Here is a 25,022-nt window from a genome sequence, read left to right on the forward strand (position 1 = left end):
AAATAATGGCCGGCACAACGCTGCTCGATATCAAGGGCGTCCAGACCTACTACGGCAACATCAGGGCGCTGAACGGCGTCGACGTCACCGTCAACCAAGGCGAGATCGTGGCGCTGATCGGCGCCAACGGCGCCGGCAAGTCGACGCTGATGATGACCATTTTTGGTGCTCCACGGGCGCGGGCGGGCACGATCACCTTCGCCGGCACCGACATCACCCAGATGCCGACGCATGAGATCGCGCGCATGCGCATCGCCCAGTCGCCGGAAGGGCGCCGCATTTTCCCGCGCATGACGGTGATGGAAAACCTGCAAATGGGCGCCAGCCTCGACAACCTCGAGCATTATGACGACGACGTCGAGAAGGTGTTCACGCTGTTTCCACGCCTGAAGGAACGTATTGCCCAGCGTGGCGGCACGCTGTCCGGCGGCGAGCAGCAGATGCTGTCGATCGGGCGCGCGCTGATGGCGCGGCCGAAGCTGCTTTTGCTCGACGAGCCGTCGCTCGGCCTGGCGCCGCTGATCGTCAAGCAGATATTCGACGCCATTCGCGAGCTGAACCGCACGCAGGGGCTGACCGTATTCCTGGTCGAGCAGAATGCCTTTGGCGCGCTGAAGCTCGCCACGCGCGGCTATGTCATGGTCAACGGCAATGTAACGATGAGCGGCACCGGCAAGGAGCTGCTTGCCAATCCGGAAGTGCGCGCCGCCTACCTCGAAGGCGGCCATCACTGAGTCTCGGGAGACATCAATTATGCAGGGCATTCTCTACGAGGAACCCTCGATCTGGCAGTTCTTCTTTGTCACCTGCCTGCTCGGCGGCTGGGCGGCGTGGATGACGGGCAAGGCATGTGCCCAGACGTGGCGCAGCTTCGTCCAGCTGTTCGCCTTCATGCTGGGGCTCGGCATCGGCATAAGGTTCATTCATCACGCGCTGTTCGGCGGAACGATGTTCTCGCTGCATTACTACGTCATCGACACCATCGTGCTGATGATATTGGGTTTCATCGGTTACCAATACACGCGTACCAACCAGATGGTGACGCAGTATAATTGGCTTTACGAAAGAGCCTCTCTTTTGAGCTGGAAACCAAAAGGTTGACGTTTATCATTAACGTCGTTTCGGGGATGAATCGGCGTGACAAGTGCCTGAAAATCGGCAAAGTACTCTTTCTGCGAGCAAGGGTGGGCATCGCATGAAAGCAACATCCACGCCCACTCGGTAAATGGGAGCGTTTCAATGAAAAAGTCACTTTTGTCCGCCGTCGCCCTGACCGCGCTTGTCGCGTTCAGCGGCAATGCGTGGGCTGACATCCTGATCGGCGTTGCCGGTCCGATCACCGGCCCGAACGCAGCTTTCGGCGCCCAGTTGCAAAAGGGCGCCGAGCAGGCCGTCGCCGATATCAATGCCGCCGGCGGTGTCCTTGGTCAGCAGCTCAAGCTTGAAGTCGGCGACGACGTCTCTGATCCCAAGCAAGGCATCTCGGTCGCCAATAAGTTCGTCGCCGACGGCGTCAAGTACGTCGACGGCCACTTCAACTCCGGCGTCTCGATTCCGGCCTCGGAGGTCTATGCCGAGAACGGCATCCTCGAGATCACGCCGGCCGCGACCAATCCGAAGTTCACCGAACGCGGCATGTGGAACACCTTCCGCACCTGCGGACGCGACGATCAGCAGGGCAAGGTTGCCGGCGACTATCTCGCCGCGAACTTCAAGGACGCCAAGATTGCCGTCATCCACGACAAGACGCCTTATGGCCAGGGCCTCGCCGATGAAACCAAGAAGGCGATCAACGCCAATGGCCTGACCGAAGCCATGTATGAGGGCATCAATGTCGGCGACAAGGACTTCTCGGCCCTCATCGCCAAGATGAAGGATGCCGGCGTCACCGTCGTCTACTATGGCGGCCTGCACACCGAGGCCGGCCTGATCATACGCCAGCTCGCCGACCAGGGTCTCAAGGCGACCTTCATGTCCGGCGACGGCATCGTGTCCAACGAACTGGCCTCGATCGCCGGCGATGCAGTCGACGGCACGCTGATGACGTTCGCTCCCGATCCGCGCAAGAATCCCAACGCCAAGGAACTCGTCGAGAAGTTCCGGGCCGCTGGCTTCGAGCCGGAGGCTTACACGCTCTACTCCTACGCGGCGATGGAAATTATCGCGGCCGCCATCACCAAGACCGGGTCAGCCGATGACGCTCAGAAGGTGGCCGAGACCATCAAGTCGGGCAGCCCCTGGAAGACAGCGATCGGTGAGATCGGCTATGACGCGAAGGGCGACATCACCCGTCCTGACTACGTCATGTACACCTGGAAGAAGGGTGACGACGGCAAGTTCACCTATGTCGAGAACGCACCCGGCAAATAACCGGACCTTTCTGCTGAAATGCCCGGCGCTTCGCGCCGGGCATTTTTTATGGGACTTGCGGCTTCCGAAAGCACGGATCGAGAGTGTCCGTGCGCATCCGAACGACGCATATCTTTTCAGCGGCAGGGGATGGATTAAATCGGTTTAATCTCTGCCTTCGATTTTGTTTGCACTGCAGCATTTTCGCGCTAATCATGGCGTCAGCTCTCCCTTCCGTGTCTGGAGCCTTCCTTGGCAATCACGAAGATCCTTGTCGCCAACCGGTCTGAAATCGCCATCCGCGTCTTTCGCGCGGCCAATGAGCTTGGCCTCAAAACCGTGGCGATCTGGGCGGAGGAGGACAAATATTCGCTGCACCGCTTCAAGGCCGACGAAAGCTATCAGGTCGGGCGCGGGCCGCATCTGGCCAGGGATATGGGGCCGATCGAAAGCTATCTGTCGATCGAGGAGGTTATCCGCGTCGCCAGGCTTTCGGGCGCCGACGCCATCCATCCGGGCTACGGCCTGTTGTCGGAGAGCCCGGAATTCGCCGAGGCCTGCGCCAAGGCCGGCATCATCTTCATCGGGCCAAAGCCGGATACGATGCGCAGGCTGGGTAACAAGGTCGCCGCGCGCAATCTCGCGGTCGAAGTCGGCGTGCCGGTGATACCCGCCACCGATCCTTTGCCGGACGACCTGGCGGCGGTGAAGGAACTCGCCAAGACGATCGGCTACCCGGTGATGCTGAAGGCATCCTGGGGCGGCGGCGGCCGCGGCATGCGCGCCATCCGCTCCGCGGCCGATCTCGCTCGCGAGGTGATGGAAGGCAAGCGAGAGGCGAAGGCGGCTTTCGGCAAGGACGAGGTCTATCTCGAAAAGCTGATCGAGCGCGCCCGCCATGTCGAGGTGCAGGTGCTGGGCGACACGCATGGCAATGCCGTACACCTATTCGAGCGCGACTGTTCGATCCAGCGCCGCAACCAGAAGGTGGTCGAGCGGGCGCCGGCGCCGTATCTCGAAATGTCGCAACGCGAAGAGCTTTGCGGCTACGCACTGAGGATCGCGCGCGAAACCAGCTATATCGGTGCCGGCACCGTCGAGTTCCTGCAGGATGCCGATACCGGAAAATTCTATTTCATCGAGGTCAATCCGCGTATCCAGGTTGAGCATACAGTCACCGAACAGGTGACCGGCATCGACATCGTCAAGGCGCAGATCCATATCCTTGACGGCTTTGCCATCGGCACGGCGGAATCGGGCGTGCCGGCGCAGAAGGACATCAGGCTCAACGGTCACGCGCTGCAGTGCCGCATCACCACAGAAGACCCCGAGCACAATTTCATCCCCGACTATGGCCGCATCACCGCCTATCGCGGCGCCACCGGCTTTGGCATTCGCCTTGACGGCGGCACCGCCTATTCGGGCGCGGTCATCACCCGTTTCTACGATCCGCTGCTGGAGAAGGTGACCGCCTGGGCGCCGACGCCGGCCGAGACCATCGCCCGCATGAACCGGGCGCTGCGCGAATTCCGCATCCGCGGCGTGGCGACCAATCTCACCTTCCTCGAGGCGATCATCAATCACCCGAGTTTCGCCGACAATTCCTACACCACCAAGTTCATCGACACGACGCCGGAACTGTTCGCCAGCGTGAAGCGGCAGGATCGCGCCACCAAGCTGCTCAACTACCTTGCTGACGTTTCGGTCAATGGCCACCCCGAGACGCGCGGCCGGCCGCAGCCAAAGGCCGATGGGGCGCCACCGGTAGTGCCATATCTCAACGGCAATGTGCCTGACGGCAGCAAGCAGAAGCTCGACGTGCTCGGGCCGGAGAGATTCGCGGCGTGGATGCGCGAGCAAAAAGAGGTGCTGGTCACCGACACGACGATGCGCGACGGCCATCAATCCTTGCTCGCGACGCGTGTGCGCACCTATGACATCGCCGGAATTGCCGGCACCTATGCGCGTGCTCTGCCGCAGCTTTTGTCGCTCGAATGCTGGGGCGGCGCCACATTCGACGTCGCCATGCGCTTTCTCACCGAAGACCCATGGGAGCGGCTGTCACTGGTGCGCGAGGCAGCACCCAACCTTCTGCTGCAGATGCTTCTGCGCGGCGCCAATGGGGTTGGCTATACCAACTATCCCGACAATGTCGTCCAGCATTTCGTCCGCCAGGCCGCGGCCGGCGGCATCGACCTGTTCCGCGTCTTCGACTGCCTGAACTGGGTCGAGAACATGCGCGTCGCCATGGATGCGGTCGGCGCCGAGGGCAGACTGATCGAAGCGGCGATCTGCTATACCGGCGACATACTCGACCCGGCGCGGGCGAAATACGATCTGAAATACTATGTCGGCCTGGCCAGGGAATTGCAGGCGGCAGGCGCCCACATCATCGCCGTCAAGGACATGGCCGGGCTGTTGAAGCCGAGCGCTGCCCGCGCACTGTTCAAGGCGCTGCGCGAGGCGACAGACCTGCCGATCCACTTCCATACCCACGACACATCCGGCCTGTCGGCGGCAACCGTGCTGGCGGCAGTGGAGAGCGGCGTCGACGCCATCGATGCGGCGATGGATTCCCTGTCCGGCAACACCTCGCAGCCTTGCCTGGGCTCGATTGTCGAGGCGCTGAAAGGCACCGAGCGCGATCCGGGCCTCGATCCACAGTGGATCAGGAATATCTCGTTTTACTGGGAGGCGGTGCGCAACCAATACGCCGCCTTTGAAAGCGACCTGAAAGGGCCGGCTTCGGAGGTCTATCTGCACGAAATGCCGGGCGGGCAGTTCACCAATCTCAAGGAACAGGCGCGCTCGCTCGGGCTGGAGACGCGCTGGCACGAAGTGGCGCAGACCTATCACGACGTCAATCTGATGTTCGGCGACATCGTCAAGGTGACGCCGTCGTCCAAGGTCGTCGGCGACATGGCGCTGATGATGGTGAGCCAGGACCTGACCGTCGCCGATGTCGAGAACCCGGCGAGGGACATCGCCTTCCCTGATTCGGTGGTGTCGATGTTGCGCGGCGATCTCGGCCAGTCGCCGGGCGGCTGGCCAAAGGCATTGCAGAAGAAGGTGCTGAAGGGCGAAAAACCGATCACGGTGCGGCCGGGTTCGCTGCTCAAGCCGGCGGACCTCAAGGCCAGCCGCACGGAGATCGAGGAAAAGCTCGAGCGCAAGCTCAGCGAGTTCGAGTTCGCCTCGTGGCTGATGTATCCGAAGGTGTTTTCCGATTTTGCCGCCGCGCAGGAGACCTATGGGCCGGTCAGCGTGCTGCCGACGCCGACCTATTTCTACGGCATGAAGCCGGAAGACGAGATTTTCGTCGACATCGAAAAAGGCAAGACGCTGGTGGTGCGCTGCCTGGCGATCGGCGATGTCGACGAAAAGGGCATGGTCACCGTGTTCTTCGAGCTCAACGGCCAGCCGCGCCGGGTGAAGGTGCCGGACCGGGCGCATGGCGCGTCCGCCGCCAAGGCACGGCGCAAGGCGGAGCCGGGCAATGAGGCGCATGTCGGCGCGCCGATGCCTGGCGTCGTCTCGGCGCTTTCGGTCGCTGCCGGCCAGGCGGTGAAGGCCGGTGACGTGCTGCTGTCGATCGAAGCGATGAAGATGGAAACGGCGCTGCATGCCGAGCGCGACGGCACCATCGCCGAGGTGTTGGTCAAGGCCGGCGACCAGATCGATGCCAAGGATCTGCTGATCGCATTCGGGTGAGCTAGGCCAGCATCAATAGGGCCTTGTCGGCGCCTGGCAGCAGCCCTTCATGCCGCATCGATAGCACCTTGACCCGCCGCGCCCGGTCGGGCATCGAACCGCTGCAATTCGCTGCTCAGGTCACCCCGAGTCGCGGCGAGAAAACGACGCGGAGAGAAAATATGGCCGACGACATAACCGAGACCAGCCAGACTGTTGCCGCCGGCCAGCTGCGCGCCTTCATCGAGCGCATCGAGCGGCTCGAGGAAGAGAAGAAGACGATCGCCGACGATATCAAGGAAGTGTTCGCCGAGGCCAAGGGCACCGGATTCGACACCAAGGCGATGCGGTCGATCATCCGGCTGCGCAAGAAGGACCAGGCCGAGCGGCAGGAAGAGGAAACCATCCTCGACCTCTACAAGGCGGCGCTTGGAATGGTGTAAAGGCCAGACTCGGCGCCGAACACGGTTCCGGGAGAAGCGGTTCCAGCCATGGATTCCGGCCCATGAGTGAATTCGACTTCGGCGCCCACCGCGCCTCGGAATTCCGGCAGCGCGGCTTCTGGACCCTTTTCGCAGAGCGGCATCCCGAGGAACTGGTTCGCCGGGCAAAACGCGGGCCCTGGTTCTGGCAGCGCGGGCTGCCGGATTTCGGTCTGGTCATTTCCATGTATGTCGCGCCGGCTGAGAATGTCGTCGGTGTGTTTTTCGGCCGCAACGAGAAGCTTGGCGCTACCGATGTCTGGGCACGGCTGCGGCCGTTCCAGCCGGCGATCGAAGACAGGCTGAAACTCAGGCCAGACCAGTGCTTGCAAGGGCTGGGCATCAATTCGCTATGGCGGGTGAATTGTTTTGCCGAGGACAATTGGCCGGCGATGGCCGACTGGCTGGTGACGGAAGCCTGGCGTTTCGAGCGCGCAATTGCCGAAGTTCTGGGTCAGGAATAAAGCAGCGTTTCTAAACGCAATCCTTATGGAAGGGTCGCTCTGGTGAGCAGAGCGAGGGAGCCGGTGGATCGATGACGATCATATCGCGCGTTGCCGCCTTCTTCCGCTCACGCTGGCTGGGCGGCGTGCCGCTCGATCGGCTGTTCTGGCGCGACCTGGTCGTTGTCGGCACAGCGATCAACATCGCGTCATCGGTGGCGGCGCTCATTCTGCTCGGGTTGAAGTTGCCGCTTGCCCTTGTGCTGGCGGTGCATTTCGCGCCGGTGCCCTACAACATCTTCCTAACCTTTGCCGTTTGGCGGACTGCCGGAAGCTCAGCTGGCGCCAAGGCGTCGCTGATGACGCTTGGCGCCACGTTGTGGCTGATCGTGGTGGTCGTGGTTTGACGATCAGGCGGCCGGCTCGAATTTGAGCGCCACGCCGTTGATGCAATAGCGCAGGCCGGTCGGCGGCGGGCCGTCCTCGAAGACGTGGCCGAGATGGCTGCCGCAACGGGCGCAATGGCATTCGGTGCGGACCATGCCGTAGCTGCGGTCGACGGTGGTCTCGACTGAACCCAGCACTGGGTCGTTGAAGCTCGGCCAGCCGGTGCCGCTCTCGAATTTCAGCTTGGATTCAAACAAGGGCTGGTCGCAGCCGACGCAGGAGAAGGTGCCGGCGCGCTTCTCGTGCAGCAGGGCGCAGCTTCCCGGCCGCTCGGTGCCGTGGTTGCGCATCACCGCATATTGCTCAGGGGTCAGCCGGGCGCGCCATTCGGCATCGGTGCGGGTGACGGGGTAGGTGTGGCTGTCCATTTTTTCCTCTTAGCTTATGTCGCTATTTGGGTTGCCTTCCCAACTTCGCCTGAAATAGGCATTTGTTACGGCGTTTGCCCGTATTTCCTATCCTGCCGCGAAGAATTCCTTAGGCGATGGCGGCGAGATAGCGCGCAATCGATGCTGAAAATGCGGCCTTTGCATCTCCGATGACGTTCTGGTTCCACCACGCGCCATAGATATGGTCGAACGCGAAAGGCTCCAGCGCGGCCTTGATGCCGAGCACTTTCGTCGCGTTGAGCGGGATGTAGTTCGGGTAGCTGTACATAAAGCTGACGTGACGGCGAGTCGGCGTCACCTGCACGATGTCGCCGGCCAAGATGGCGCTGCCGCCGTCGCGTTTCCAGTGCAGTACCTGACCACCGGCAAAGTGGCCGCCGCAGCGGATGAGCGTCAGCGACGGGTTTATGGCGCGCGTCTCGCCTTCCCAGCTGATGATTGCCGGATGCGGGCGCATGATCCACTGACGATCATCGGCGTGCAGATAAATCGGCACGCCGCCAAACGCCTCGCTCCACTCGACCATTGCCGAATAATAATGGCAGTGCGAAATGGCGATGGCGGCCAGGCCGCCCCGGCGGTTGATCTCGGCCACCGCCTCGTCGCTGACCATCGAGATGCAGTCCCACAGCACATTGCCGTGCGGCGTTTGCGCCAGCAATGCGCGCTGGCCGATAGCGAAGCGCGGCTCGATGCCGAAGGCGAGCACGCCGGCATCATCCCTGATCACGACCCGATGCCCGGCGGCGAGCTCTTCCGGCGTGGTCCAGGCCTGGCCCTCCCAGCGCACATATTGCCGCTCGTCCTCGCAGATCGGGCAATGGTCCGGCGGCGTCGCTGTTGCCGCGAACTGGACACCACATTGCAGGCAAAGGAAACAGGTCATCGGTCTTCCTGTCTTGCGTGCCGTAGATCCATTCAATGCTTCCTTGAAAGTTGCTTCGTCGCGGCTTCGAGCCCGGCGAGCGTCAGCGGAAACATGCGGCCGCCGAAGATGTTGCGGATCATGGCGATCGAATTAGTAAAACCCCAGTGTTTCTCATTTTCCGGGTTGAGCCAGACCGCGTTCGGCCATTGCTGCAGCAGACGGTCGAGCCAGACAGCGCCGGCTTCCGCGTTCCAGTGCTCAACCGAGCCGCCGGGATGCGCGATCTCGTAGGGGCTCATCGAGGCGTCACCGACGACGATCACCTTGTAGTCGGGACCGTATTTGTGGAGGAGATCGAAGGTCGGAATCACCTCCGCGTGGCGGCGGCGATTGTCCTTCCACACGCCTTCGTAAAGGCAGTTGTGGAAATAGAAATATTCGAGCTGGCGGAACTCGGCGCGGGCGGCCGAAAACAGCTCCTCGACGCTCCTGATGTGGTCGTCCATCGAGCCGCCGACATCGAAGAACATCAGCAGCTTCACGGCATTGCGCCGTTCGGGTCGTGTCTTAACGTCAAGATAACCATGCTCGGCGGTGGCGTGGATGGTGCCTGGCAGGTCGAATTCTTCCTCGGCGCCTTCGCGCACCCAGCGGCGCAGGCGCTTCAGCGCGATCTTGATGTTGCGGGTGCCGAGCTCGACGGCATCGTCGAAATTCCTGAATTCGCGCTTGTCCCAGACTTTCACCGCCCGGCGATTGCGGCTTTCGTGCTGGCCGATGCGCACACCTTCGGGATTGTAACCATAGCCGCCGAAGGGCGAGGTACCGCCGGTGCCGATCCATTTCGAGCCGCCCTGATGCCGCCCCTTCTGCTCCTCCAGCCGCTTTTTCAGCGTTTCCATCAGCTTTTCGAAGCCGCCCAGCGCCTCGAGCAGCTTTTTCTCCTCGTCGCTCAGGTGCTTCTCGGCGAGCCGCCGCAGCCATTCCTCCGGGATGTTTTTGACATCGACCGCGTTTTCGCCAGCCAGCGCTTCGACGCCCTTGAAGATGTGCGAAAAGACCTGGTCGAAGCGATCGATGTGCCGCTCGTCCTTCACCAGGGCGGTGCGGGCGAGATAGTAAAAACCCTCGACATCATAGTCGACCAGCCCGGCTTCCAGGCCTTCCAGCAGCGACAGATATTCGCGGAGCGAGACCGGAACCCGCGCTGCCTTCAGTTCGAGGAAGAAGGGAATGAACATCGCGCCGTCTACAGCAGATCGTACTCGATGAAACCGGTGCGCCGCGCGACCCGGTCGTAGAGCTTGCGCGCGGTGGTGTTGGTCTCGTGAGTCATCCAGTAGACGTTCTTGACGCCGATCTTGCCGGCTTCCTGCTTGACCGCCTCGATCAGCGCGGCGCCGACGCCCTTGCCGCGCACATCCGGGTCGGCGAACAGGTCCTGCAGATAGCAGTTGTTTATCTGCGACCAGCAGGAGCGATGGTAGAGATAGTGCGTCAGGCCGACCGTCTTGCCGTCGAGGGTGGCGATGAAGCCCTTCGGCTCAAACTCACCTTCCGTGAACAGCCGCTTCCAGGTGACGGCATAGACCTCTTCCGGCAGCTTGGTTTCGTAGAAGGTGAGATAGGCAGTCCACAGCCGCCGCCAGTCGGCATGGTCGGATTGTGCAAGCGGGCGGACGGTGATCTCGGTCATTTCGTTTCCTCCGAAGCTTCAGGCCCGAAGCTGTCTCGATGCCCGGCGGGCGGCAACAGTCCAGCAACGGGAAAGCGCTGTCCGGTGGCTTTCGTCGGCCCATAGCGGATCGCTTCTTACCCTTGCCGTCTCGCCATGAAGGCCAGGCGCTCGAACAGATGCACGTCCTGTTCGTTCTTCAACAACGCGCCGTGCAGCTTGGGCAGCGCGTTTTTCGGATCGGCGCGCAGGTCCTCGGGCGCGATGTCGTCGGCGACCAGCAGGCGGATCCAGTCCAGCGCCTCGGAGGTCGACGGCTTCTTCTTCAGGCCCGGCACGTCGCGGATCTCGTAGAACTGGGTCAGTGCTGCTCGCACGAGGTTCTGCTTGATGCCGGGATAGTGCACGTCGACAATTCTGTGCAGCGTGTCGACGTCGGGAAAGCGGATGTAGTGGAAAAAGCAGCGGCGCAGGAAGGCGTCCGGCAATTCCTTCTCGTTGTTGGAGGTAATGATGACGATCGGCCGCACGGTGGCGCGGATTGTCTCGCCGGTCTCGTAGACGAAGAACTCCATCCGGTCGAGTTCCTGCAACAAATCGTTGGGGAACTCGATATCGGCCTTGTCGATCTCGTCGATCAGAAGCACGACCTTCTTGCCGGCGGCGAAGGCGTCCCATAATTTGCCGCGCTTGATGTAATTGCAGATGTCGTTGAAGCGATCGTCGCCGAGCTGGCTGTCGCGCAGCCGCGAGACGGCATCATATTCATAGAGGCCCTGCTGGGCTCTTGTCGTCGACTTGACGTGCCATTCGATCAGCTCCAGGCCGAGCGCCGCCGCCACTTGCCTCGCAAGTTCGGTCTTGCCGGTGCCGGGCTCGCCCTTGACCAGCAATGGCCGCTCCAGCGCGATCGCCGCGTTGACCGCCACCATCAGATCCTTGTCGGCAACATAGGCTGCCGTGCCTTCGAAACGCATTTTTGCTCCCGGGTTCATCGCGCGACCCTAAGGACGGGGCCTTGGCTGTGCAAGCCGCTGCTGCCGGCATACGCTTGGTGAGGTCTTGCGCCGGCTTCACCAATTGCGTCGAATTAAGTCTCCAAGCATGTCATCTCTCTGGCGCTTGGTCTGCCGTCCGCCTATATTGGTGGATGACGGTCTGCGCTTCCCGGCAGGAGAACATTTTCCCCGGGGCCTTAATGATCCCTAGGGAGCTGTCCCTGGGAAGACCCGTGGGTTTTCTCATACGGCGCCCACCTACTTTGTAGGTTCCCGGGATCGCTCTCTCCACCGGTTGTGTGGATCGTCACTTACATTTTCAGCGGACCAAGCGGTAGAAAACGTCGTTCCCGAACCTTCGTCCCAGATCCGACTTTTCTATCCTGGCTCCATGACCTCCCCAAAAGACCTGAAAAAAAATCTCCGCAACGAAGCACTCGGGCGCCGCGATGCGCTCGATCCGTTCTGGCGGGTGGAGGCGGCGCTGGAAATGGCCGAGACGGCGCGAGACCGGATGACGGTCGAGCCGGGCCAGATCGTCTCCGGCTTCTGGCCGATGCGTTCGGAAGTCGACGTCCGGCCGCTGATGTTTGCCTTGCGCGAGAAGGGGGCAAGGCTCTGCCTGCCGGCCATTCTGGACAAGAGCACCATCGTCTTTCGCGAACTGGTGCGCGGCGCGCCGATGATCGACATGGGCTTCGGCACCGTCGGGCCGCATGACGAAGCCGAGGTGCTCGATCCCCAGGTGATGCTGGTGCCGCTTGCCGCCTTCGATGCGCGCGGCCACCGCATCGGCTATGGCGCCGGCTATTACGACCGGGCGATCGCGCGGCTGGTCGACAAGGGGCAGCAGTTGCGGCTGATCGGTATCGCCTTCGACTGCCAGGAGGTGGCCCTGGTGCCGGACGAGCCGCATGACATGATCCTTCCGGAAATACTCACCGAGAGCGGGTTGCGCCGCTTCGCGCCAGAATTGTAGATGGAGGAATGAGACTTCTCTTCCTCGGCGACATGGTCGGCAAAACGGGACGGACGGCGGTGTGGGAACAACTGCCCGGCCTGATCTCGGATTTCAAACTCGACTTCGTCATCGTCAATGGCGAGAACGCCGCCGGCGGCTTCGGCATCACCGAGGAGATTTTTCGCGAGACGATCTCGGCTGGCGCCGACGTCGTCACCACCGGCAATCATGTCTGGGACCAGCGCGACGCGCTGATTTTCGCGCCGCGCGAAGAGCGCTTCCTGCGTCCCTCCAACTTCCCGAAGGGTACGCCAGGGCGCGGCTCAGGCGTCTACATCGCCAGGAACGGCGCGCGCGTGCTGGTCGCCAACATCATGGGCCGGGTGTTTATGCATCCCGAGCTCGACGACCCGTTCCAGGCCGGCGAGCGCGAACTTGCCGCTTGTCCGCTCGGCGAGCAGGCCGATGCGATCGTCATCGATTTCCATGCCGAAGCGACCTCGGAAAAAATGTGCTTCGCCCATTTCGTCGACGGTCGTGCCAGCCTTGTCGTCGGCACCCACACGCATCAGCCGACTGGTGACCACCAGATCCTCAATGGCGGCACGGGTTATATTTCCGATGCCGGCATGTGCGGCGATTATGATTCCTCGCTCGGCATGGACAAGGAGGAGCCGCTCAACCGGTTTTTATCCAAGGTGCCGAAAGGCCGCTTCGAGGCGTCGACCGGACCGGCGACATTGTGCGGCGTTGGCGTCGACATTTCCGATCGTAGCGGCCTGACCGAACGGATCGCGCCGTTTCGCCGCGGACCGCGGCTGGAAGAAACGGCTCCATCCTTCTGGTCGTGACATTGATACAGGCGCTTGCAATACCCAATTGCCGGCGAAACTGCTCTAGATCGTAGAGGGGACGACCTCCATGCAGCTAGTCGAATTCCTGGCGCCGCATTTCGCCTTTGTCTCAGATCCGACCGCATGGGTCGCGCTGCTGACGCTGATCGTGCTGGAGGTCGTGCTCGGCATCGACAATCTGATCTTCATCTCGATCCTCACCAACAAATTGCCGGAGGCGCAGCGCGCGCGCGCCCGACGGCTCGGCATCTCCGCCGCGCTGATGATGCGGCTGATCCTGCTTGCCACCATCTCGATCATCGTCCAGCTGACGACGCCGATATTCACCGCTTTCGGCCATGGCTTTTCCTGGCGCGACCTGATCCTGATCGCCGGCGGCCTGTTCCTCGTCTGGAAGGCGACCAAGGAGATCCACCACACGGTCGATCTCGAAGATCACCAGGACACGATGATGGGCGAGACTCTGCAGCTTTCGCTGGCCGGCGCGATCTTTCAGATCCTGCTGCTCGACCTCGTCTTCTCGATCGACTCGATCATCACCGCGGTCGGCATGACCGACGAAATCGCGATCATGTACATCGCGGTGATCGTGGCGGTGAGCGTGATGATGCTGGCGGCCGGGCCGCTGGCCGATTTCATCGCCAAGAACCCCAGCATCGTCATGCTGGCGCTCGGCTTCCTGCTGATGATCGGCATGACGCTGATCGCCGACGGCATGGGCTACCATGTACCCAAGGGCTACATCTACGCGGCGATGGGTTTTTCGGCACTGGTCGAAGGACTCAACATGTTGGCGCGGCGGCGGAAGAAGGCAAAGTCCGGTGGCGGGCACTGAGGATGGCAGGCATCCCTGAGAGCCGCGCGTTCTAAGCCGCCGACACGCCTTTCGGATGACGGTCGCTGATCAGGCCAAGCGTCAGGCCGTGCTCGAGCCACGCCTTGGCGCCGGCGAGCACCAGCGCAAAGCCATCGGTCGAGCCGATCGCCTGGTTGACTTGCTCGTCGCCGCTGCCGGCAAAGCCGAAATTGCGAACCTCGACAAAGGTCGTTCCGCCCGGCATCTCGGTAAAAGTCCACACCACAGTGGTCGGCGGATCGCTCCATTGCATGACGATCTTCTCGTTCGGTACGATCTCGCTGACCATCACCGCCGTCGAGACGCCATACATGCGCCATTCCCAGCGAACTTTGTTGCCGCTGTCCAGCCTGTCGCTGCCATGGGTGAACCAGAATTTCGTCGTGATCGCGGGGTCAATGAAGGCTTCGAACACTTCGGCGACCGGCCGCCTTATCAGCATGCCGGCTTCGGCGGTCGGTGTTTCACGGATTTCCATATCGTGCTCCTTTTCATGAAGACGCCGCCTGTTCACCAGGCATCGGGTTCGCGCACGAGGTGAATGATGTTGGCCGGGTTGGTGATCCAGCCGCCGCGGAAGCCTTCACCCAGTGCTTCGATGGCGTCGCAGCGCACGACGCCGGCCTTGGCGAGATGCTCCGCAGCGGCCGGAAAATCCTCGGTGAACAGTTCCAGCCAGATCTCGGCCTGGCTCATCATCAGCGCCTCGTCGATCCACAGCCGATTGGGACCGAGTTCGAAGCCGATGGCAGGCGCTTTGGTCGTGAATGGCTTCAGGCCGATGACGTCGCGATAGAAGGCGATCGTTGCCTGGTATTGATGCGGCGGGACTTTCATCGCGATGTTGATGCCGCCGGTGATCTTCGCGGTCATTTTGGCTCCATTGCTCTCAGATATTGGTCTCGTTGGCCGGCTCGCCCTTCATCTCGCTGCGGTAATAGCCGTCGCGCAAATTGATGCCGTATTCGACATAGGCCTTCAAGCAGGCCAGCATCTGCGACCAGCCCTCGCAATTGAGGTAGGACTTCTTCAGGCCGACGGCGTCCTCCTGCCAGCCGGTCTCAGCGATGGTGACGAAGGTGCCACCGTCGTCGAGCGGTTCGAAATTCATCTCGATGCGGGTCTTGTAGGCCGGCTTGCCGTCGGCGTCGGTAGCGTCCCAGCGCAGCACGATGCGGCTGTCCCTGACCACCTCGTCGACCTCGACGGGAACCTTGCCCCACCAGACAACACCGGCGCCCGCTACCAGCGGCGCGCTGGCGCCGCCGATGGTAGTGAAATAGAAGCTGAGTTTCTTCGGGTTGACGACTGCGTCGAAGACTTCGGCGACCGGCTTGCCGATGCGCCCCGAAACTCTGAATCCAAGAGACATATCCACAGCTCCTTCCTTGAATGGATCAATGATATGTTATATAAATATAACATGTCAAGCCGATCGCAGGACGACAATGTTTTCAAGGCGCTGGCGCATCCGCGCCGGCGTGAGTTGCTGGACCAGCTGAAGAATGCGCCGCAGACCACCGGCATGTTGTGCGATGCCTTCCCCGACATGGACCGCTGCACGGTCATGCTGCATCTGAAGGTGCTGGAGGAGGCCGACCTGGTTGTGGTGCGCCGCGAGGGCCGCGAGCGCTGGAACCATCTCAACGCGCTGCCGATCAAGCACATCCACGACCGCTGGATCAGCCAATATGCCACGCATGCGATCAGCATCCTCGACCGGCTGAAATCCGATCTGGAGGGATGAACGGCCGCCGAAGCCTGCCATTTTCGGGTCTCAAAACCCTCACGCGTCCTCCGCCACGGCGCCGCTGGACGAATTGAGCCGATTTATCTATAAGCCGGCCATTCCGATATAGAGCGTCGTACGTCCGTCCGGACGCAGCAGGACGTTCTGAAATTTTGAATTCGAGCATTTTGCAAGACGCCGGGTGGTTCACTAGGCCGCAGATGCTCTAGCCGAGAAGACGACAGGGGTGCCATGGCTGGCCATTCACAGTTCAAGAACATCATGCATCGCAAGGGCCGCCAGGATGCGGTGCGATCGAAAATGTTTTCCAAGCTGGCGCGCGAAATCACCGTCGCGGCCAAGAGCGGCACGCCCGATCCATCGATGAACCCACGCCTGCGCCTTGCCGTGCAGAACGCCAAGGCGGTGTCGATGCCGAAGGACAATATCCAGCGCGCCATTAACAAGGCGTCGATGGGCGATGCCGAGACTTACGAAGCCGTGCGCTACGAAGGGTACGGGCCGGGCGGCGTCGCGCTGATCGTCGAGGCGCTGACCGACAACCGCAACCGCTCCGCGTCGAATGTGCGCGCTGCCTTCACCAAGGCCGGCGGGGCGATGGGCGAGACCGGCTCGGTGTCGTTCATGTGGGACCGCGTCGGCGAGATCTACTATCCGGTAGCGGCTGGCAGCGCCGAGAAGGTGATGGATGCGGCGATCGAGGCCCGTGCCGACGACGTCCAGTCGGACGAGGAAGGCCACACGATCTACTGCGCCTTCGAGAATCTCGGCGAAGTGTCGAAGGCGCTGGAAGGCGCGCTCGGCGAGGCTGAATCGGTGAAGCCGATCTGGAAGCCGCAGACCAATATCGCGGTCGACGAGGAGCGGGCACAATCGCTGATGAAGCTGGTCGCGACGCTCGAGGACGACGACGACGTGCAGAGCGTCTACGCCAATTTCGAGGTCGACGAGGAGACCTTGGCGAAGCTCAGCGCGGCATGACCGAACAGGCGCTGCCCCAGGTCCGCATCACCTATTGCACGCAGTGCCAGTGGCTGCTCAGGGCCGGCTGGATGGCGCAGGAGTTGCTGTCGACCTTCGGCACGGATCTCGGCGAAGTGGCGCTGGTGCCCGGCACCGGCGGCATCTTCACCATTTCCTGTAATGACACGCTGGTCTGGGACCGCAAGCGTGACGGCGGCTTTCCCGATGCCGCAAAGCTCAAGCAACTGGTTCGCGACGTAATCGATCCGGATCGCGATCTCGGCCATGCCGATCGCAAGAGCCACAAGTCAAAAGATCCCACGTCAAAAGACCCTGCCTGAGGGTCGTTCACATTTCTGCCCCTGCATTCACCGCCATGCCATGATGAAACAGCCCAGCGCGGCGATGGCGGTGATGGTGCGGACATGGTTCCACATCACCCAGTCCCTGAGATAGGTGGTCCACATAGCGGCGCCATTGGCGCTGGCCGGATCGACGGCAGCCAAGGCGTTGTTGAGCGGCACGTTGAAGATCATCGTCACGATCGGGTTGCCGACGAGATAGATCAGGGCGCCGGCGAGAAGCCAGAACGCACCCGGTTGGCTCAAGCCGATAAGAGCGCCTGCGGCGAGGACAAGACACACCAGCCCGGTGCCGAAAAGTGCGGTCATGAACATCGGCGTCACCGCAGTGACGTTGAGCGAATTCATGGCGGCGATGCCGCCCGCGGCCGGCATGCGGGCGAGGCCCGGCATGACGAAGCTGGAAAAGGCGAAGAAAACACCGCCGACGATGCCTGAACCAAGGGCAGCGACGAAGGTGAGGGTGGGAAGCAGTTTCATGATCATGTCAGTTGCTCCAGATGCCGGTTGAGGTGGTTTCGATTGCATAAGCGGAAAAGTCTTTTGGGGCGCGACCGATTTCCTTGCCCGCAAACGTGAGTAATCCTCATATTTGCAAAACGTGATAAACCCTCGTATTTTACGAGTCAAGCCAATTGTTGGCCAATTCGCCTGGAGACAGTGATGGAAGGCTCGACCGTATCGGGTTCACAGGATGGCCAGATCGCATCGCCGCGCCGGACGCCAAGCCAGCAGCGCAGCCGCGAGCGGGTCGAGCGGATGCTGGCCGCCGCCTCGGCACTGATCGCCGAGCAAGGCAGCGACGCGATGCGCATGGGCGAGGTGGCGAAGAGAGCCGGCGTGTCGATCGGCTCGCTCTATCAGTTCTTGCCGGACAAGCGGGCGATCATCTGGGCGCTGGCCGAGCGCTATACCGCAGAGAGCCAGGCCTGCATTGCGGCGGCACTGGCGGAGGTCAGTGACGCCGAAGGCCTATGCAGGGCGTTTTCGGAACTGGTGGATACCTATTACGCGCTGTTCCTGGCGGAGCCGGTGATGCGCGACATCTGGTCGGGCACGCAGGCCGATAAGGCGCTGCGCGACCTCGAACTTGCCGACAGCCGGGCCAACGCCGAATTCCTCACCGCCGTGCTGAAAAAGCTGCGGCCGTCTGCCGATCCGGCGGCGCTGGAAACGACGGCGTTTCTTATCTGGCAGATGGGCGAGGCCACCATGCGGCTGGCGATCTCGGTCGAGCGGCAAGAGGGCGACAGGCTGGTTGCCGCCTACAAGCGGATGGCGCTGCGGGAACTGGTGGACCGGTAGGGCCGCACCCCGGCAACAAAAAACCCGCCTCGACGGCGGGTTTTCGATGTACGAAAGATCGCTTGGCTTAAAGGCCGAAACCTTCGAAGCGCTTCTTGAACTTCGACAGGCGGCCGCCGCGGTCGAGCAGGGTCTGCTGGCCGCCGGTCCAGGCCGGATGGGTGGTCGGGTCGATATCGAGGTTCATCGTATCGCCTTCCTTGCCCCAGGTCGAACGGGTCATGTATTCGGTGCCGTCGGTCATGACGACCTTGATGGTGTGGTAGTCGGGATGGATGTCGGTCTTCATGGTTCTGTTCCTGGCTTGCCGGGTGCTGCCGACGGGCTAAAGCCTGCGTCGATGCGCCCCTTTTTAAAACTCGAAGCCGCAGCTATTGAGGAGCCACGGCTTCTAAAACGGTCGGCGAGCCTATACATCAGCCGGAATTGAATCACAAGGCCGCGGCAAGCGCATATTGATCGCGCAAACCCCAAAGGGCCAAAGGAAACGGTCATGGCGAACATCAGCGGCGATGCAGACGAGCGCAGGCGCTCGCTGAGACCGCTGCAGCGCCTGTTTCCCTACATCACCCATTACCGCAAAATGGTCATCGGCGCGATCGTCTCGCTGGCCGTCGCGGCGGCGACGACGCTGGCGCTGCCGCTGGCCGTGCGGCGGATGATAGACCACGGCTTTTCCGCTTCCGATTCCAGCTTCATTGCCGAATATTTCGCCATGCTGGTGGTGATGGCCGCCGTGCTGGCGGCGGCGTCAGCCAGCCGCTACTATTTCGTCATCACGCTGGGCGAGCGCGTCGTTGCCGATATCCGCCGCGATGTCTTTGCCCACGTCACGACACTGTCGCCCTCCTTCTTCGACACGGCCCAGTCGGGCGAGATCGTCTCGCGGCTCGCCGCCGACACGACACAGGTCAAATCGGCGGTCGGTGCTACCGCCTCGGTGGCGCTGCGCAACGTCATCCTCGGCCTCGGCGCCGTGGCGATGATGGTCTTCACCAGCCCAAAGCTGTCCGGCCTGGTCATCGCAGCTATTCCGGTGATCGTGCTGCCGCTGGTCGCCTTCGGCCGCTCGGTGCGGCGGAAGTCACGACTGGCACAGGACACGCTGGCCAATGCCACCGCCTATGCCAGCGAGCAGATAGGCGCGGTGCGCACCCTGCAGGCCTTCACCAACGAGAAGCTTGTCACCGGGTATTTTTCATCCGCCGTGGAAGCAGCGTTCGAAGCGGCGCGGGCCTCGATCTTTGCTCGCTCCTTTCTCACCTTCTTCGCCATCTTCATGATCTTTTCCTCGGTGGTGGCGGTGCTTTGGTTCGGCTCGCGCGACGTGCTCGAGGGTACGTTGTCGCCGGGCACGCTCGGCCAATTCCTGCTCTATTCGGTGTTCGCCGCCGGGGCGCTCGGCGCCCTTTCGGAAGTCTGGGGCGAACTTGCCCAGGCAGCGGGCGCTGCCGAACGGCTGACCGAGATCCTGGCCGAAATGCCCGCGATCCAGGCGCCCACCGATCCGAAACCGCTGCCGGCGAAAGCGAGAGGCGCAATCAGCTTCGACGATGTCTCCTTCTCCTATCCGGCCCGGCCCGACCGCGCCGCCGTCCACGGCCTGAGCTTTCAGGTCAAACCCGGCGAGACGGTGGCGATCGTCGGGCCGTCGGGCGCCGGCAAGAGCACAGTCTTTTCGCTACTTCTGCGCTTCTACGATCCGGAGGCCGGCAGGATCGTCATCGACGGCGTCGATTTGCGCGAGGGCGATCCGGCCGCGATCCGCGCGCGCATCGCCATCGTGCCGCAGGACGTCACCATCTTTGCGGCGAGCGCGCGCGACAATATCGGCTTTGGCCGGCCGGGTGCCAGCCAGGCCGAGATCGAGGCGGCGGCGAAGGACGCGCTTGCCGACGAGTTCATCCTGAGGCTCGAAAAGGGCTATGACAGCCAGGTCGGCGAGCGCGGCGTGACGCTGTCGGGCGGCCAGCGCCAGCGTGTGGCGATCGCCCGCGCCATTTTGCGCGATGCGCCGATCCTTCTGCTCGACGAGGCGACCTCGGCACTAGATGCCGAAAGCGAGACGCTGGTGCAGACGGCGCTGGACCGGCTGATGCAGGGCCGCACCACGATCGTCATCGCCCATCGGCTGGCAACAGTGCTGAAAGCCGATCGCATCCTGGTCATGGATGGCGGCCGCATCGTCGAGGAAGGCACGCATCAGAGCCTGGTCGCCAAGGGCGGCATCTATGCGCGGCTGGCCAAGCTGCAGTTCGAAAGCGGGGCGAATGCTTTCAGGGGCGCGGCGGAGTAGCATCGCTAGCCTGTTCCATCCCGATGAAATCGGGATGAGGCTCCATCTTCTTGTTTGACCATGATCTTTTCCGAAAACCGGCATCCACTTTTCGGGGTCATGGTCCCCAGCGGCCGCCGAGATTCTTCAGCTACCGAAAGCTCGGCGTTTACCGCGTCGATAGGCGATGAACAGTGGAACGCCGACAAGCAACGACAACAAAAGCATGCTGGCGATGGCCTGTCGCTGCTCCTTAGCTGGATCGCTGAGTTGCACATTGGCTGGCGGCTCTTCATAGGTAAAATCGTACTGCCACCGTATTTCGTCTGCGACGTCATCGACGGTTTTCAGGTAGTCGGCGATCGCCTTGGCCGGCACTTCAGTCGCCAGCGTCTGAAAGTTCCATTCAACCTGAAATTGGGTAGGTGTGTTGGACCAGGACACCTTGAGCGACATGTAGGGCGTCACGATGTTTCTCATCGACTCACCGGAGAACCTCGCCTTGAGGTTGCGCACGGTCACCTTGTGACGCCGGTAGAGCCGGGAGCCGAGGGAGATAGGCCCGGTACGGCCGACGATTGTCGGGGTTGCAAGAGAGTTGCCGAGATCGGCCGCGCGGATCGGAAAATTCTTTGCCAGATCGTTGGCCGCCAGCGCCTCCGCCGGCAAGCGATAACTTTCCTTCACGCTCACTATGTTGCCGTCGCGGCGATCCACGACTTCCGGCTTGGCGACGGTTTGGATGCCCGGATATTGCTTGTTGTAATATTTCAGGTAGGTGTCCGACACCTCGCTCAGTGACCGGCTGGCCAAGTTGCCGCGCATCCAATCGGCATCGGCGTCCTCATATGTCGAGAAGACCGTCAGCACGAGGGGATCGCCCGGTTTCCGCGGAAAGTCGAATTCCTCCGCGATCTGGATCGATGGGCTGGTAAGCTCCGGACTCGGCATCTTCTCCAATCCGCCGGTGCTGGAAAGCGGCAGCGCGAAGCCGTAGTCGGGCTGCGCGAGATTGTGCGCCTTGCCTCCCTGAAGATAGTTCGTGGCGTCCAGCCAATATGTCTTTGTTCCGATCCTTGCCTTGACGATGGCATGGTCGAAATCGCGAACCGCCGGCAGATGCTGGTCCAGGGCCCGCCCCTCGTCGAGGTCGGCCAAGGCAACCTCGGCAGCAATGCCAAGCCGCACAAGCGAAGAAACGAGCAGCAGTGCCTTGTCCTTGCAGTCACCAAACCCGCTAAGGATGACCGTCGCGGGGTCACGCGGAATGTGGGAGCCGGCACCCATCGACAGGCTTACATAACGGATCTGGCCCTGTACCAATCGCATTGTCTCGACCATCCGGTCTTCGGGCACTGGATGCCGGAGAGCGATGTCGTCAAGCTTTGCGGCGAATGCCGAGGGAAAAACGGTCGCTGGCTTGTAATAGGGCGCAACAGCATCGACCACACTTTGCCAATTCGCGGTCGACGCAACATCGATAGAGCCCCAGCCTGGATACGTCACGGGCAGGTTTTCTTCGACATTGACCGGTTTCGGATTTGGAATTTCCCACAGATAGGTCGTGTCCGGCCCTGTCGAGGAGATCGCAGGTTTGAGTTGGGTTCCCCTTGCCTTGATCTCGAGCGGCTGGCCCGAAGGCCAAATGATGCTTGTGCGGATCAGCGCCACCGGCTCTTCCCATTCGGCGGAGAAGTTCTTGAAGAAAAGATCCTTACCGACGAGCGGCGTTATCTCATAGGTCGATCCGTAGTCGACGATGTCGCCGGCGCGCACGTCATCGATGTTGACATGGGCCGTCAGCCAGCCATCGAAGACGCCTTTCTCGGCGTCTCTTTCCCTGCGGAAGATATCGAATTCGACGTCTCCCAGCCGGTCCAAAACGGCGCCATCGCGGATGATGTGAAGATGGTTGAGCGTAACCTTGTGCCGGGACGGATCGAACTGCAGATCGATACTTGCGCCCCGATCGAGGCCGGGACGGTCGACGATTTTATAGACGGTGCGCGAGTACTCGACATAGCCGCCGGCGCGATACTTGATCTGATCGTCCGAGAGCAGCCATGAAACGCCATTCTTGATTTGATCCGATCGGGTGGGATCGGCAGCCGGAATATCAACCTGCTTTACCCAGCTTTCTGCCGGACCCTTGAGAACCATGTCGTCGGACATGGCGGGAGAACTCAGGCCGATCAATAAGATGAAAAATACCAGGCGGGGCCAGAAAGACTTCACCCTACGAAAACTGTAACAGGCAGACATCTATGCGCGCCCAACTTGCAAGAAGTCCTTTTTCAGAGGCTTTCCCACCAAAGTAAAGGCCCGTTTCGGGATTTCTGCAGTCTCCTCAGCAAGAACCACTAATAGACGAAGGGGCTCAGTTCCCGTACCGCTTCTTCAGGTGATCGGTGAAATGCACGGCATTGAGCTTTTCGCCGGTGGCGCGTTCGAGCAGTTCCGGCGTCGACCAGCGCGAGCCTTGCGACCAGATCCTTTTGCGGCGCCAGTCGTTGATCGCGGCGAAATCTCCCCTGGCAAGGTCTTCGTCGGCTGAAGGATGATCTCGCGTCAGCGCCGCCCATTGCTGCGCCGCCATCATGGCGCCCAGCGTATAGGAGGGGAAATAGCCGAAGGCCGCACCCGGCCAGTGGACGTCCTGCATCGGACCATCAGCCGGATTGCCCGATGTCGACAGGCCAAGATAATCGCGCATCTTGGCATCCCAGGCTTCGGGCAGGTCGGCTGCTTCCAGCCGTCCCGAGACAAGCTCCTGTTCCAGCTCGTAGCGCAGGATGACATGCAGCGGATAGGTCACCTCGTCGGCGTCGACGCGGATCAGGCCGCGCTCGACCCGGTGCACATGCGGCAGGATGTCGTCGATCGTCCAGCTCTCACCAAGGTGCCTTTCGACCACCGGCAGCGCCCAGCGCCAGAACTCCGGGTTGCGGCCAATCTGCTTTTCGACGAACAGGCTCTGGCTCTCATGGACGGCCATGCCGCGCGCTCTGCCGAGCGGCCAGTGCGCCCATGCCTTCGGCAGGTTCTGCTCGTACAGCGCATGGCCGGTCTCGTGCAGCACGCCCATCAGCGCCGACAGGAAATCCGAGGTCTTGTAGCGGGTGGTGATGCGCACGTCGCTCGGCACGCCGCCGCAGAACGGATGGTGCGAGACCGACAGCGAACCATGGGTGAGATCGAAGCCGACCGCTGCCATCATGGCGAGGCCGAGTTCGCGTTGCTTGTCGATCGGGTAGCTGCCCGATAGCGGCTTCAGCGGACGCCTCGCCAGCCGCGCCTCCTGCACCGCCAGCGCCTCCGGCACGAAGCCTTTCAGGAATGCCTTCAACTCGGCAAACACCGGCGTGATGTCGGCGGCGCGGTTACCGGGGTCATACTGCTCCATCAGCGCGTCGTAGGGCTCGAGCCCGAGCACCTCGGCGCGAAGTGCTGCCTCCTCGCGCACCAGCGCCACGACGCCTTCCAGCGCCGGCAGGAAGCCAGTCCAGTCGTTCTTGGCGCGCAGGTCGCGCCAGAGCTGCTCCGAGCGCATGCGCGCGGTCGTCTGGCGCTCGACGAACTCGACCGGCAGGCAGGTCAGGTTGGTGTATTGCCGGCGGAATTCCCTGACCGCGGCTTGCTGCTCTTGGTTCAGCGCTTCCCGCTCGGCCGCCGCGATCCAGTCGGCGATCTCGGGCGCAGTCGCTCGGGCGTGGTGCATGCCGGCCAGCGCCGACATCGCCTCTGCGCGTTTCTCGCCGCCGCCGACCGCCATATGGGTCGCCTCGTCGGCGCCGAGGATGGCGAGCGCATGTTCCAGCGCTTCGAGCTTGTGGCCGAGGTCGTCGAGTTTTTGAAAGGACATGGTGGGGTTCCGCTGATTTGACGGCGGGAAAAGATACCAATGCAAAAGTGTTGGCAACCCCTGAAGGCCGTCTGCGATCGACGCATTGATTGCCGGCTGCAACGGCCGAAAGGCATCTTGCGGAAGCGGCGGCGCGCGTGATCAATGTCGTCTGGCGGCGGCAGACCGCGATGGGAAGACGAAACATGATCGCCAATGTGCTGGTCGGGCTGGTGGCCGTGATCCACCTCTACATCGTCTATCTGGAGATGGTGCTGTGGGACACGCCGCGCGGCCACATGGCGTTCAAGCTGACGCCGGAATTCGCCAGTGTCTCGAAAGTGCTTGCGGCCAATCAGGGGCTTTACAACGGCTTTCTCGCAGCCGGGCTGATCTGGGGGCTTTACCTCGGCGAAGCCGGTTTCCAGTTCAAAGTCTTCTTCCTGCTCTGCGTCGCGGGGGCCCGCCGGTAGAGACCCGGGCCCGGGGGGGGGGGAAAACAGTATATGAAGAC

27 protein-coding genes, 1 other RNA gene and 1 pseudogene are annotated in these 25,022 nt (G+C 62.0%); 17 read left to right on the forward strand and 12 right to left on the reverse strand.

The genetic code is table 11. The features are described 5' to 3' along the window. Window positions 1–5 precede the first annotated feature (5 nt). The 7 genes from NKJ08_RS06725 to NKJ08_RS06755 all read left to right on the forward strand — a co-directional run bounded on the left by NKJ08_RS06725 (window position 6) and on the right by NKJ08_RS06755 (window position 7,371). Window positions 6–734, forward strand: coding sequence for an ABC transporter ATP-binding protein (locus NKJ08_RS06725; RefSeq protein WP_352522904.1), 729 nt, complete (start codon window positions 6–8; stop codon window positions 732–734). 19 nt (window positions 735–753) lie between these two features. Continuing rightward, entirely contained in the window at window positions 754–1,101 is a 348-nt protein-coding gene (locus tag NKJ08_RS06730; RefSeq protein ID WP_352522903.1) for a DUF6867 family protein, read from the forward strand. A gap of 138 nt (window positions 1,102–1,239) precedes the next feature. After that, complete coding sequence (locus tag NKJ08_RS06735; RefSeq protein ID WP_352522902.1) at window positions 1,240–2,370, forward strand: branched-chain amino acid ABC transporter substrate-binding protein; 1,131 nt, start codon at window positions 1,240–1,242, stop codon at window positions 2,368–2,370. 231 nt (window positions 2,371–2,601) lie between these two features. Further along, the gene (gene pyc / locus NKJ08_RS06740; RefSeq protein ID WP_352522901.1) at window positions 2,602–6,060 is read left to right on the forward strand and encodes a pyruvate carboxylase; all 3,459 of its coding nucleotides are present in this window, start codon (window positions 2,602–2,604) and stop codon (window positions 6,058–6,060) included. Between the two features lie 161 nt (window positions 6,061–6,221). Beyond that, complete coding sequence (locus NKJ08_RS06745) at window positions 6,222–6,482, forward strand: DUF2312 domain-containing protein (RefSeq protein ID WP_023800031.1); 261 nt, start codon at window positions 6,222–6,224, stop codon at window positions 6,480–6,482. Window positions 6,483–6,544: 62 nt separating this feature from the next. Continuing rightward, on the forward strand, window positions 6,545–6,985 hold the full coding sequence (locus tag NKJ08_RS06750) for a hypothetical protein (RefSeq protein ID WP_352522900.1): 441 nt from the start codon (window positions 6,545–6,547) through the stop codon (window positions 6,983–6,985). Window positions 6,986–7,056: 71 nt separating this feature from the next. Then, window positions 7,057–7,371 carry a hypothetical protein gene (locus tag NKJ08_RS06755; protein ID WP_352522899.1) on the forward strand — a complete coding sequence of 105 codons (315 nt, stop codon included), beginning with the start codon at window positions 7,057–7,059 and terminating at the stop codon, window positions 7,369–7,371. 3 nt (window positions 7,372–7,374) lie between these two features. Here NKJ08_RS06755 and msrB read toward each other — a convergent pair whose 3' ends face one another. The 5 genes from msrB to NKJ08_RS06780 form a co-directional block, all read right to left on the reverse strand. After that, window positions 7,375–7,779: a peptide-methionine (R)-S-oxide reductase MsrB gene (gene msrB, locus NKJ08_RS06760; RefSeq protein WP_352781560.1), complete on the reverse strand. Its 405-nt coding sequence runs from the start codon at window positions 7,777–7,779 to the stop codon at window positions 7,375–7,377. Between the two features lie 109 nt (window positions 7,780–7,888). Continuing rightward, window positions 7,889–8,686, reverse strand: coding sequence for an MBL fold metallo-hydrolase (locus NKJ08_RS06765; RefSeq protein WP_352522897.1), 798 nt, complete (start codon window positions 8,684–8,686; stop codon window positions 7,889–7,891). A gap of 32 nt (window positions 8,687–8,718) precedes the next feature. Further along, a complete protein-coding gene (locus NKJ08_RS06770; RefSeq protein ID WP_352522896.1) occupies window positions 8,719–9,909 on the reverse strand; it encodes a vWA domain-containing protein in 1,191 nt (396 codons plus the stop codon). An 8-nt stretch (window positions 9,910–9,917) separates the two neighbouring features. Next, complete coding sequence (locus NKJ08_RS06775; protein WP_352781561.1) at window positions 9,918–10,364, reverse strand: GNAT family N-acetyltransferase; 447 nt, start codon at window positions 10,362–10,364, stop codon at window positions 9,918–9,920. 116 nt (window positions 10,365–10,480) lie between these two features. Next, window positions 10,481–11,320, reverse strand: coding sequence for an AAA family ATPase (locus NKJ08_RS06780; RefSeq protein ID WP_352522894.1), 840 nt, complete (start codon window positions 11,318–11,320; stop codon window positions 10,481–10,483). A gap of 175 nt (window positions 11,321–11,495) precedes the next feature. Between NKJ08_RS06780 and ssrS the strand changes: the two genes are divergently transcribed. The 4 genes from ssrS to NKJ08_RS06800 all read left to right on the forward strand — a co-directional run bounded on the left by ssrS (window position 11,496) and on the right by NKJ08_RS06800 (window position 13,991). Beyond that, window positions 11,496–11,651, forward strand: a non-coding RNA gene (gene ssrS, locus NKJ08_RS06785) — 6S RNA. Window positions 11,652–11,732: 81 nt separating this feature from the next. Further along, a complete protein-coding gene (locus tag NKJ08_RS06790; protein WP_352522893.1) occupies window positions 11,733–12,320 on the forward strand; it encodes a 5-formyltetrahydrofolate cyclo-ligase in 588 nt (195 codons plus the stop codon). 8 nt (window positions 12,321–12,328) lie between these two features. Continuing rightward, window positions 12,329–13,153 (forward strand): TIGR00282 family metallophosphoesterase, encoded by an 825-nt coding sequence (locus NKJ08_RS06795; RefSeq protein WP_023678036.1) that lies wholly within the window; start codon window positions 12,329–12,331, stop codon window positions 13,151–13,153. A gap of 70 nt (window positions 13,154–13,223) precedes the next feature. Then, complete coding sequence (locus NKJ08_RS06800; RefSeq protein ID WP_352522892.1) at window positions 13,224–13,991, forward strand: TerC family protein; 768 nt, start codon at window positions 13,224–13,226, stop codon at window positions 13,989–13,991. Between the two features lie 31 nt (window positions 13,992–14,022). On the opposite strand, the gene NKJ08_RS06805 is transcribed toward NKJ08_RS06800, so the two are convergent. Genes NKJ08_RS06805 through NKJ08_RS06815 form a run of 3 tightly spaced genes read right to left on the reverse strand, consistent with a single transcriptional unit; the run spans window position 14,023 to window position 15,384 of the window. Continuing rightward, window positions 14,023–14,490, reverse strand: a complete 468-nt coding sequence (locus NKJ08_RS06805; RefSeq protein WP_352522891.1) for an SRPBCC family protein — start codon at window positions 14,488–14,490, stop codon at window positions 14,023–14,025. Window positions 14,491–14,522: 32 nt separating this feature from the next. Then, the gene (locus NKJ08_RS06810) at window positions 14,523–14,885 is read right to left on the reverse strand and encodes a VOC family protein (RefSeq protein ID WP_352522890.1); all 363 of its coding nucleotides are present in this window, start codon (window positions 14,883–14,885) and stop codon (window positions 14,523–14,525) included. Window positions 14,886–14,901: 16 nt separating this feature from the next. Next, window positions 14,902–15,384 carry an SRPBCC domain-containing protein gene (locus NKJ08_RS06815; RefSeq protein WP_352522889.1) on the reverse strand — a complete coding sequence of 161 codons (483 nt, stop codon included), beginning with the start codon at window positions 15,382–15,384 and terminating at the stop codon, window positions 14,902–14,904. Between the two features lie 51 nt (window positions 15,385–15,435). Between NKJ08_RS06815 and NKJ08_RS06820 the strand changes: the two genes are divergently transcribed. The 3 genes from NKJ08_RS06820 (at window position 15,436) to NKJ08_RS06830 (ending at window position 17,066) form a co-directional block, all read left to right on the forward strand. Next, complete coding sequence (locus NKJ08_RS06820) at window positions 15,436–15,759, forward strand: ArsR/SmtB family transcription factor (protein WP_352522888.1); 324 nt, start codon at window positions 15,436–15,438, stop codon at window positions 15,757–15,759. 234 nt (window positions 15,760–15,993) lie between these two features. Continuing rightward, on the forward strand, window positions 15,994–16,743 hold the full coding sequence (locus NKJ08_RS06825) for a YebC/PmpR family DNA-binding transcriptional regulator (RefSeq protein ID WP_352522887.1): 750 nt from the start codon (window positions 15,994–15,996) through the stop codon (window positions 16,741–16,743). After that, the gene (locus NKJ08_RS06830) at window positions 16,740–17,066 is read left to right on the forward strand and encodes an Rdx family protein (RefSeq protein WP_352522886.1); all 327 of its coding nucleotides are present in this window, start codon (window positions 16,740–16,742) and stop codon (window positions 17,064–17,066) included. Before NKJ08_RS06825 ends, NKJ08_RS06830 begins: the two co-directional genes overlap by 4 nt. Before the next feature lie 27 nt (window positions 17,067–17,093). Here NKJ08_RS06830 and NKJ08_RS06835 read toward each other — a convergent pair whose 3' ends face one another. Next, window positions 17,094–17,573 carry an anthrone oxygenase family protein gene (locus NKJ08_RS06835; protein WP_352781562.1) on the reverse strand — a complete coding sequence of 160 codons (480 nt, stop codon included), beginning with the start codon at window positions 17,571–17,573 and terminating at the stop codon, window positions 17,094–17,096. Window positions 17,574–17,750: 177 nt separating this feature from the next. Between NKJ08_RS06835 and NKJ08_RS06840 the strand changes: the two genes are divergently transcribed. Continuing rightward, the gene (locus tag NKJ08_RS06840) at window positions 17,751–18,392 is read left to right on the forward strand and encodes a TetR/AcrR family transcriptional regulator (protein ID WP_352522884.1); all 642 of its coding nucleotides are present in this window, start codon (window positions 17,751–17,753) and stop codon (window positions 18,390–18,392) included. A gap of 67 nt (window positions 18,393–18,459) precedes the next feature. Here NKJ08_RS06840 and rpmE read toward each other — a convergent pair whose 3' ends face one another. Next, a complete protein-coding gene (rpmE, locus tag NKJ08_RS06845; protein WP_006327661.1) occupies window positions 18,460–18,681 on the reverse strand; it encodes a 50S ribosomal protein L31 in 222 nt (73 codons plus the stop codon). A 204-nt stretch (window positions 18,682–18,885) separates the two neighbouring features. On the opposite strand from rpmE, the gene NKJ08_RS06850 reads away from it, so the two are divergent. Next, window positions 18,886–20,688 carry an ABC transporter transmembrane domain-containing protein gene (locus NKJ08_RS06850; RefSeq protein ID WP_352781563.1) on the forward strand — a complete coding sequence of 601 codons (1,803 nt, stop codon included), beginning with the start codon at window positions 18,886–18,888 and terminating at the stop codon, window positions 20,686–20,688. 126 nt (window positions 20,689–20,814) lie between these two features. Here NKJ08_RS06850 and NKJ08_RS06855 read toward each other — a convergent pair whose 3' ends face one another. Both NKJ08_RS06855 and NKJ08_RS06860 read right to left on the reverse strand, forming a co-directional pair. Further along, on the reverse strand, window positions 20,815–22,839 hold the full coding sequence (locus tag NKJ08_RS06855) for a DUF3857 domain-containing protein (RefSeq protein WP_352781564.1): 2,025 nt from the start codon (window positions 22,837–22,839) through the stop codon (window positions 20,815–20,817). 205 nt (window positions 22,840–23,044) lie between these two features. Next, window positions 23,045–24,529, reverse strand: a complete 1,485-nt coding sequence (locus tag NKJ08_RS06860; RefSeq protein WP_352522881.1) for a carboxypeptidase M32 — start codon at window positions 24,527–24,529, stop codon at window positions 23,045–23,047. Window positions 24,530–24,714: 185 nt separating this feature from the next. Between NKJ08_RS06860 and NKJ08_RS06865 the strand changes: the two are divergent. After that, a pseudogene (locus NKJ08_RS06865) lies at window positions 24,715–24,966 on the forward strand (DUF1304 domain-containing protein); the annotation flags it as partial. Window positions 24,967–25,022: the final 56 nt, after the last annotated feature.

The organism is Mesorhizobium sp. M0244 (assembly GCF_040321795.1).
Taxonomy (GTDB): Bacteria; Pseudomonadota; Alphaproteobacteria; order Rhizobiales; family Rhizobiaceae; genus Mesorhizobium.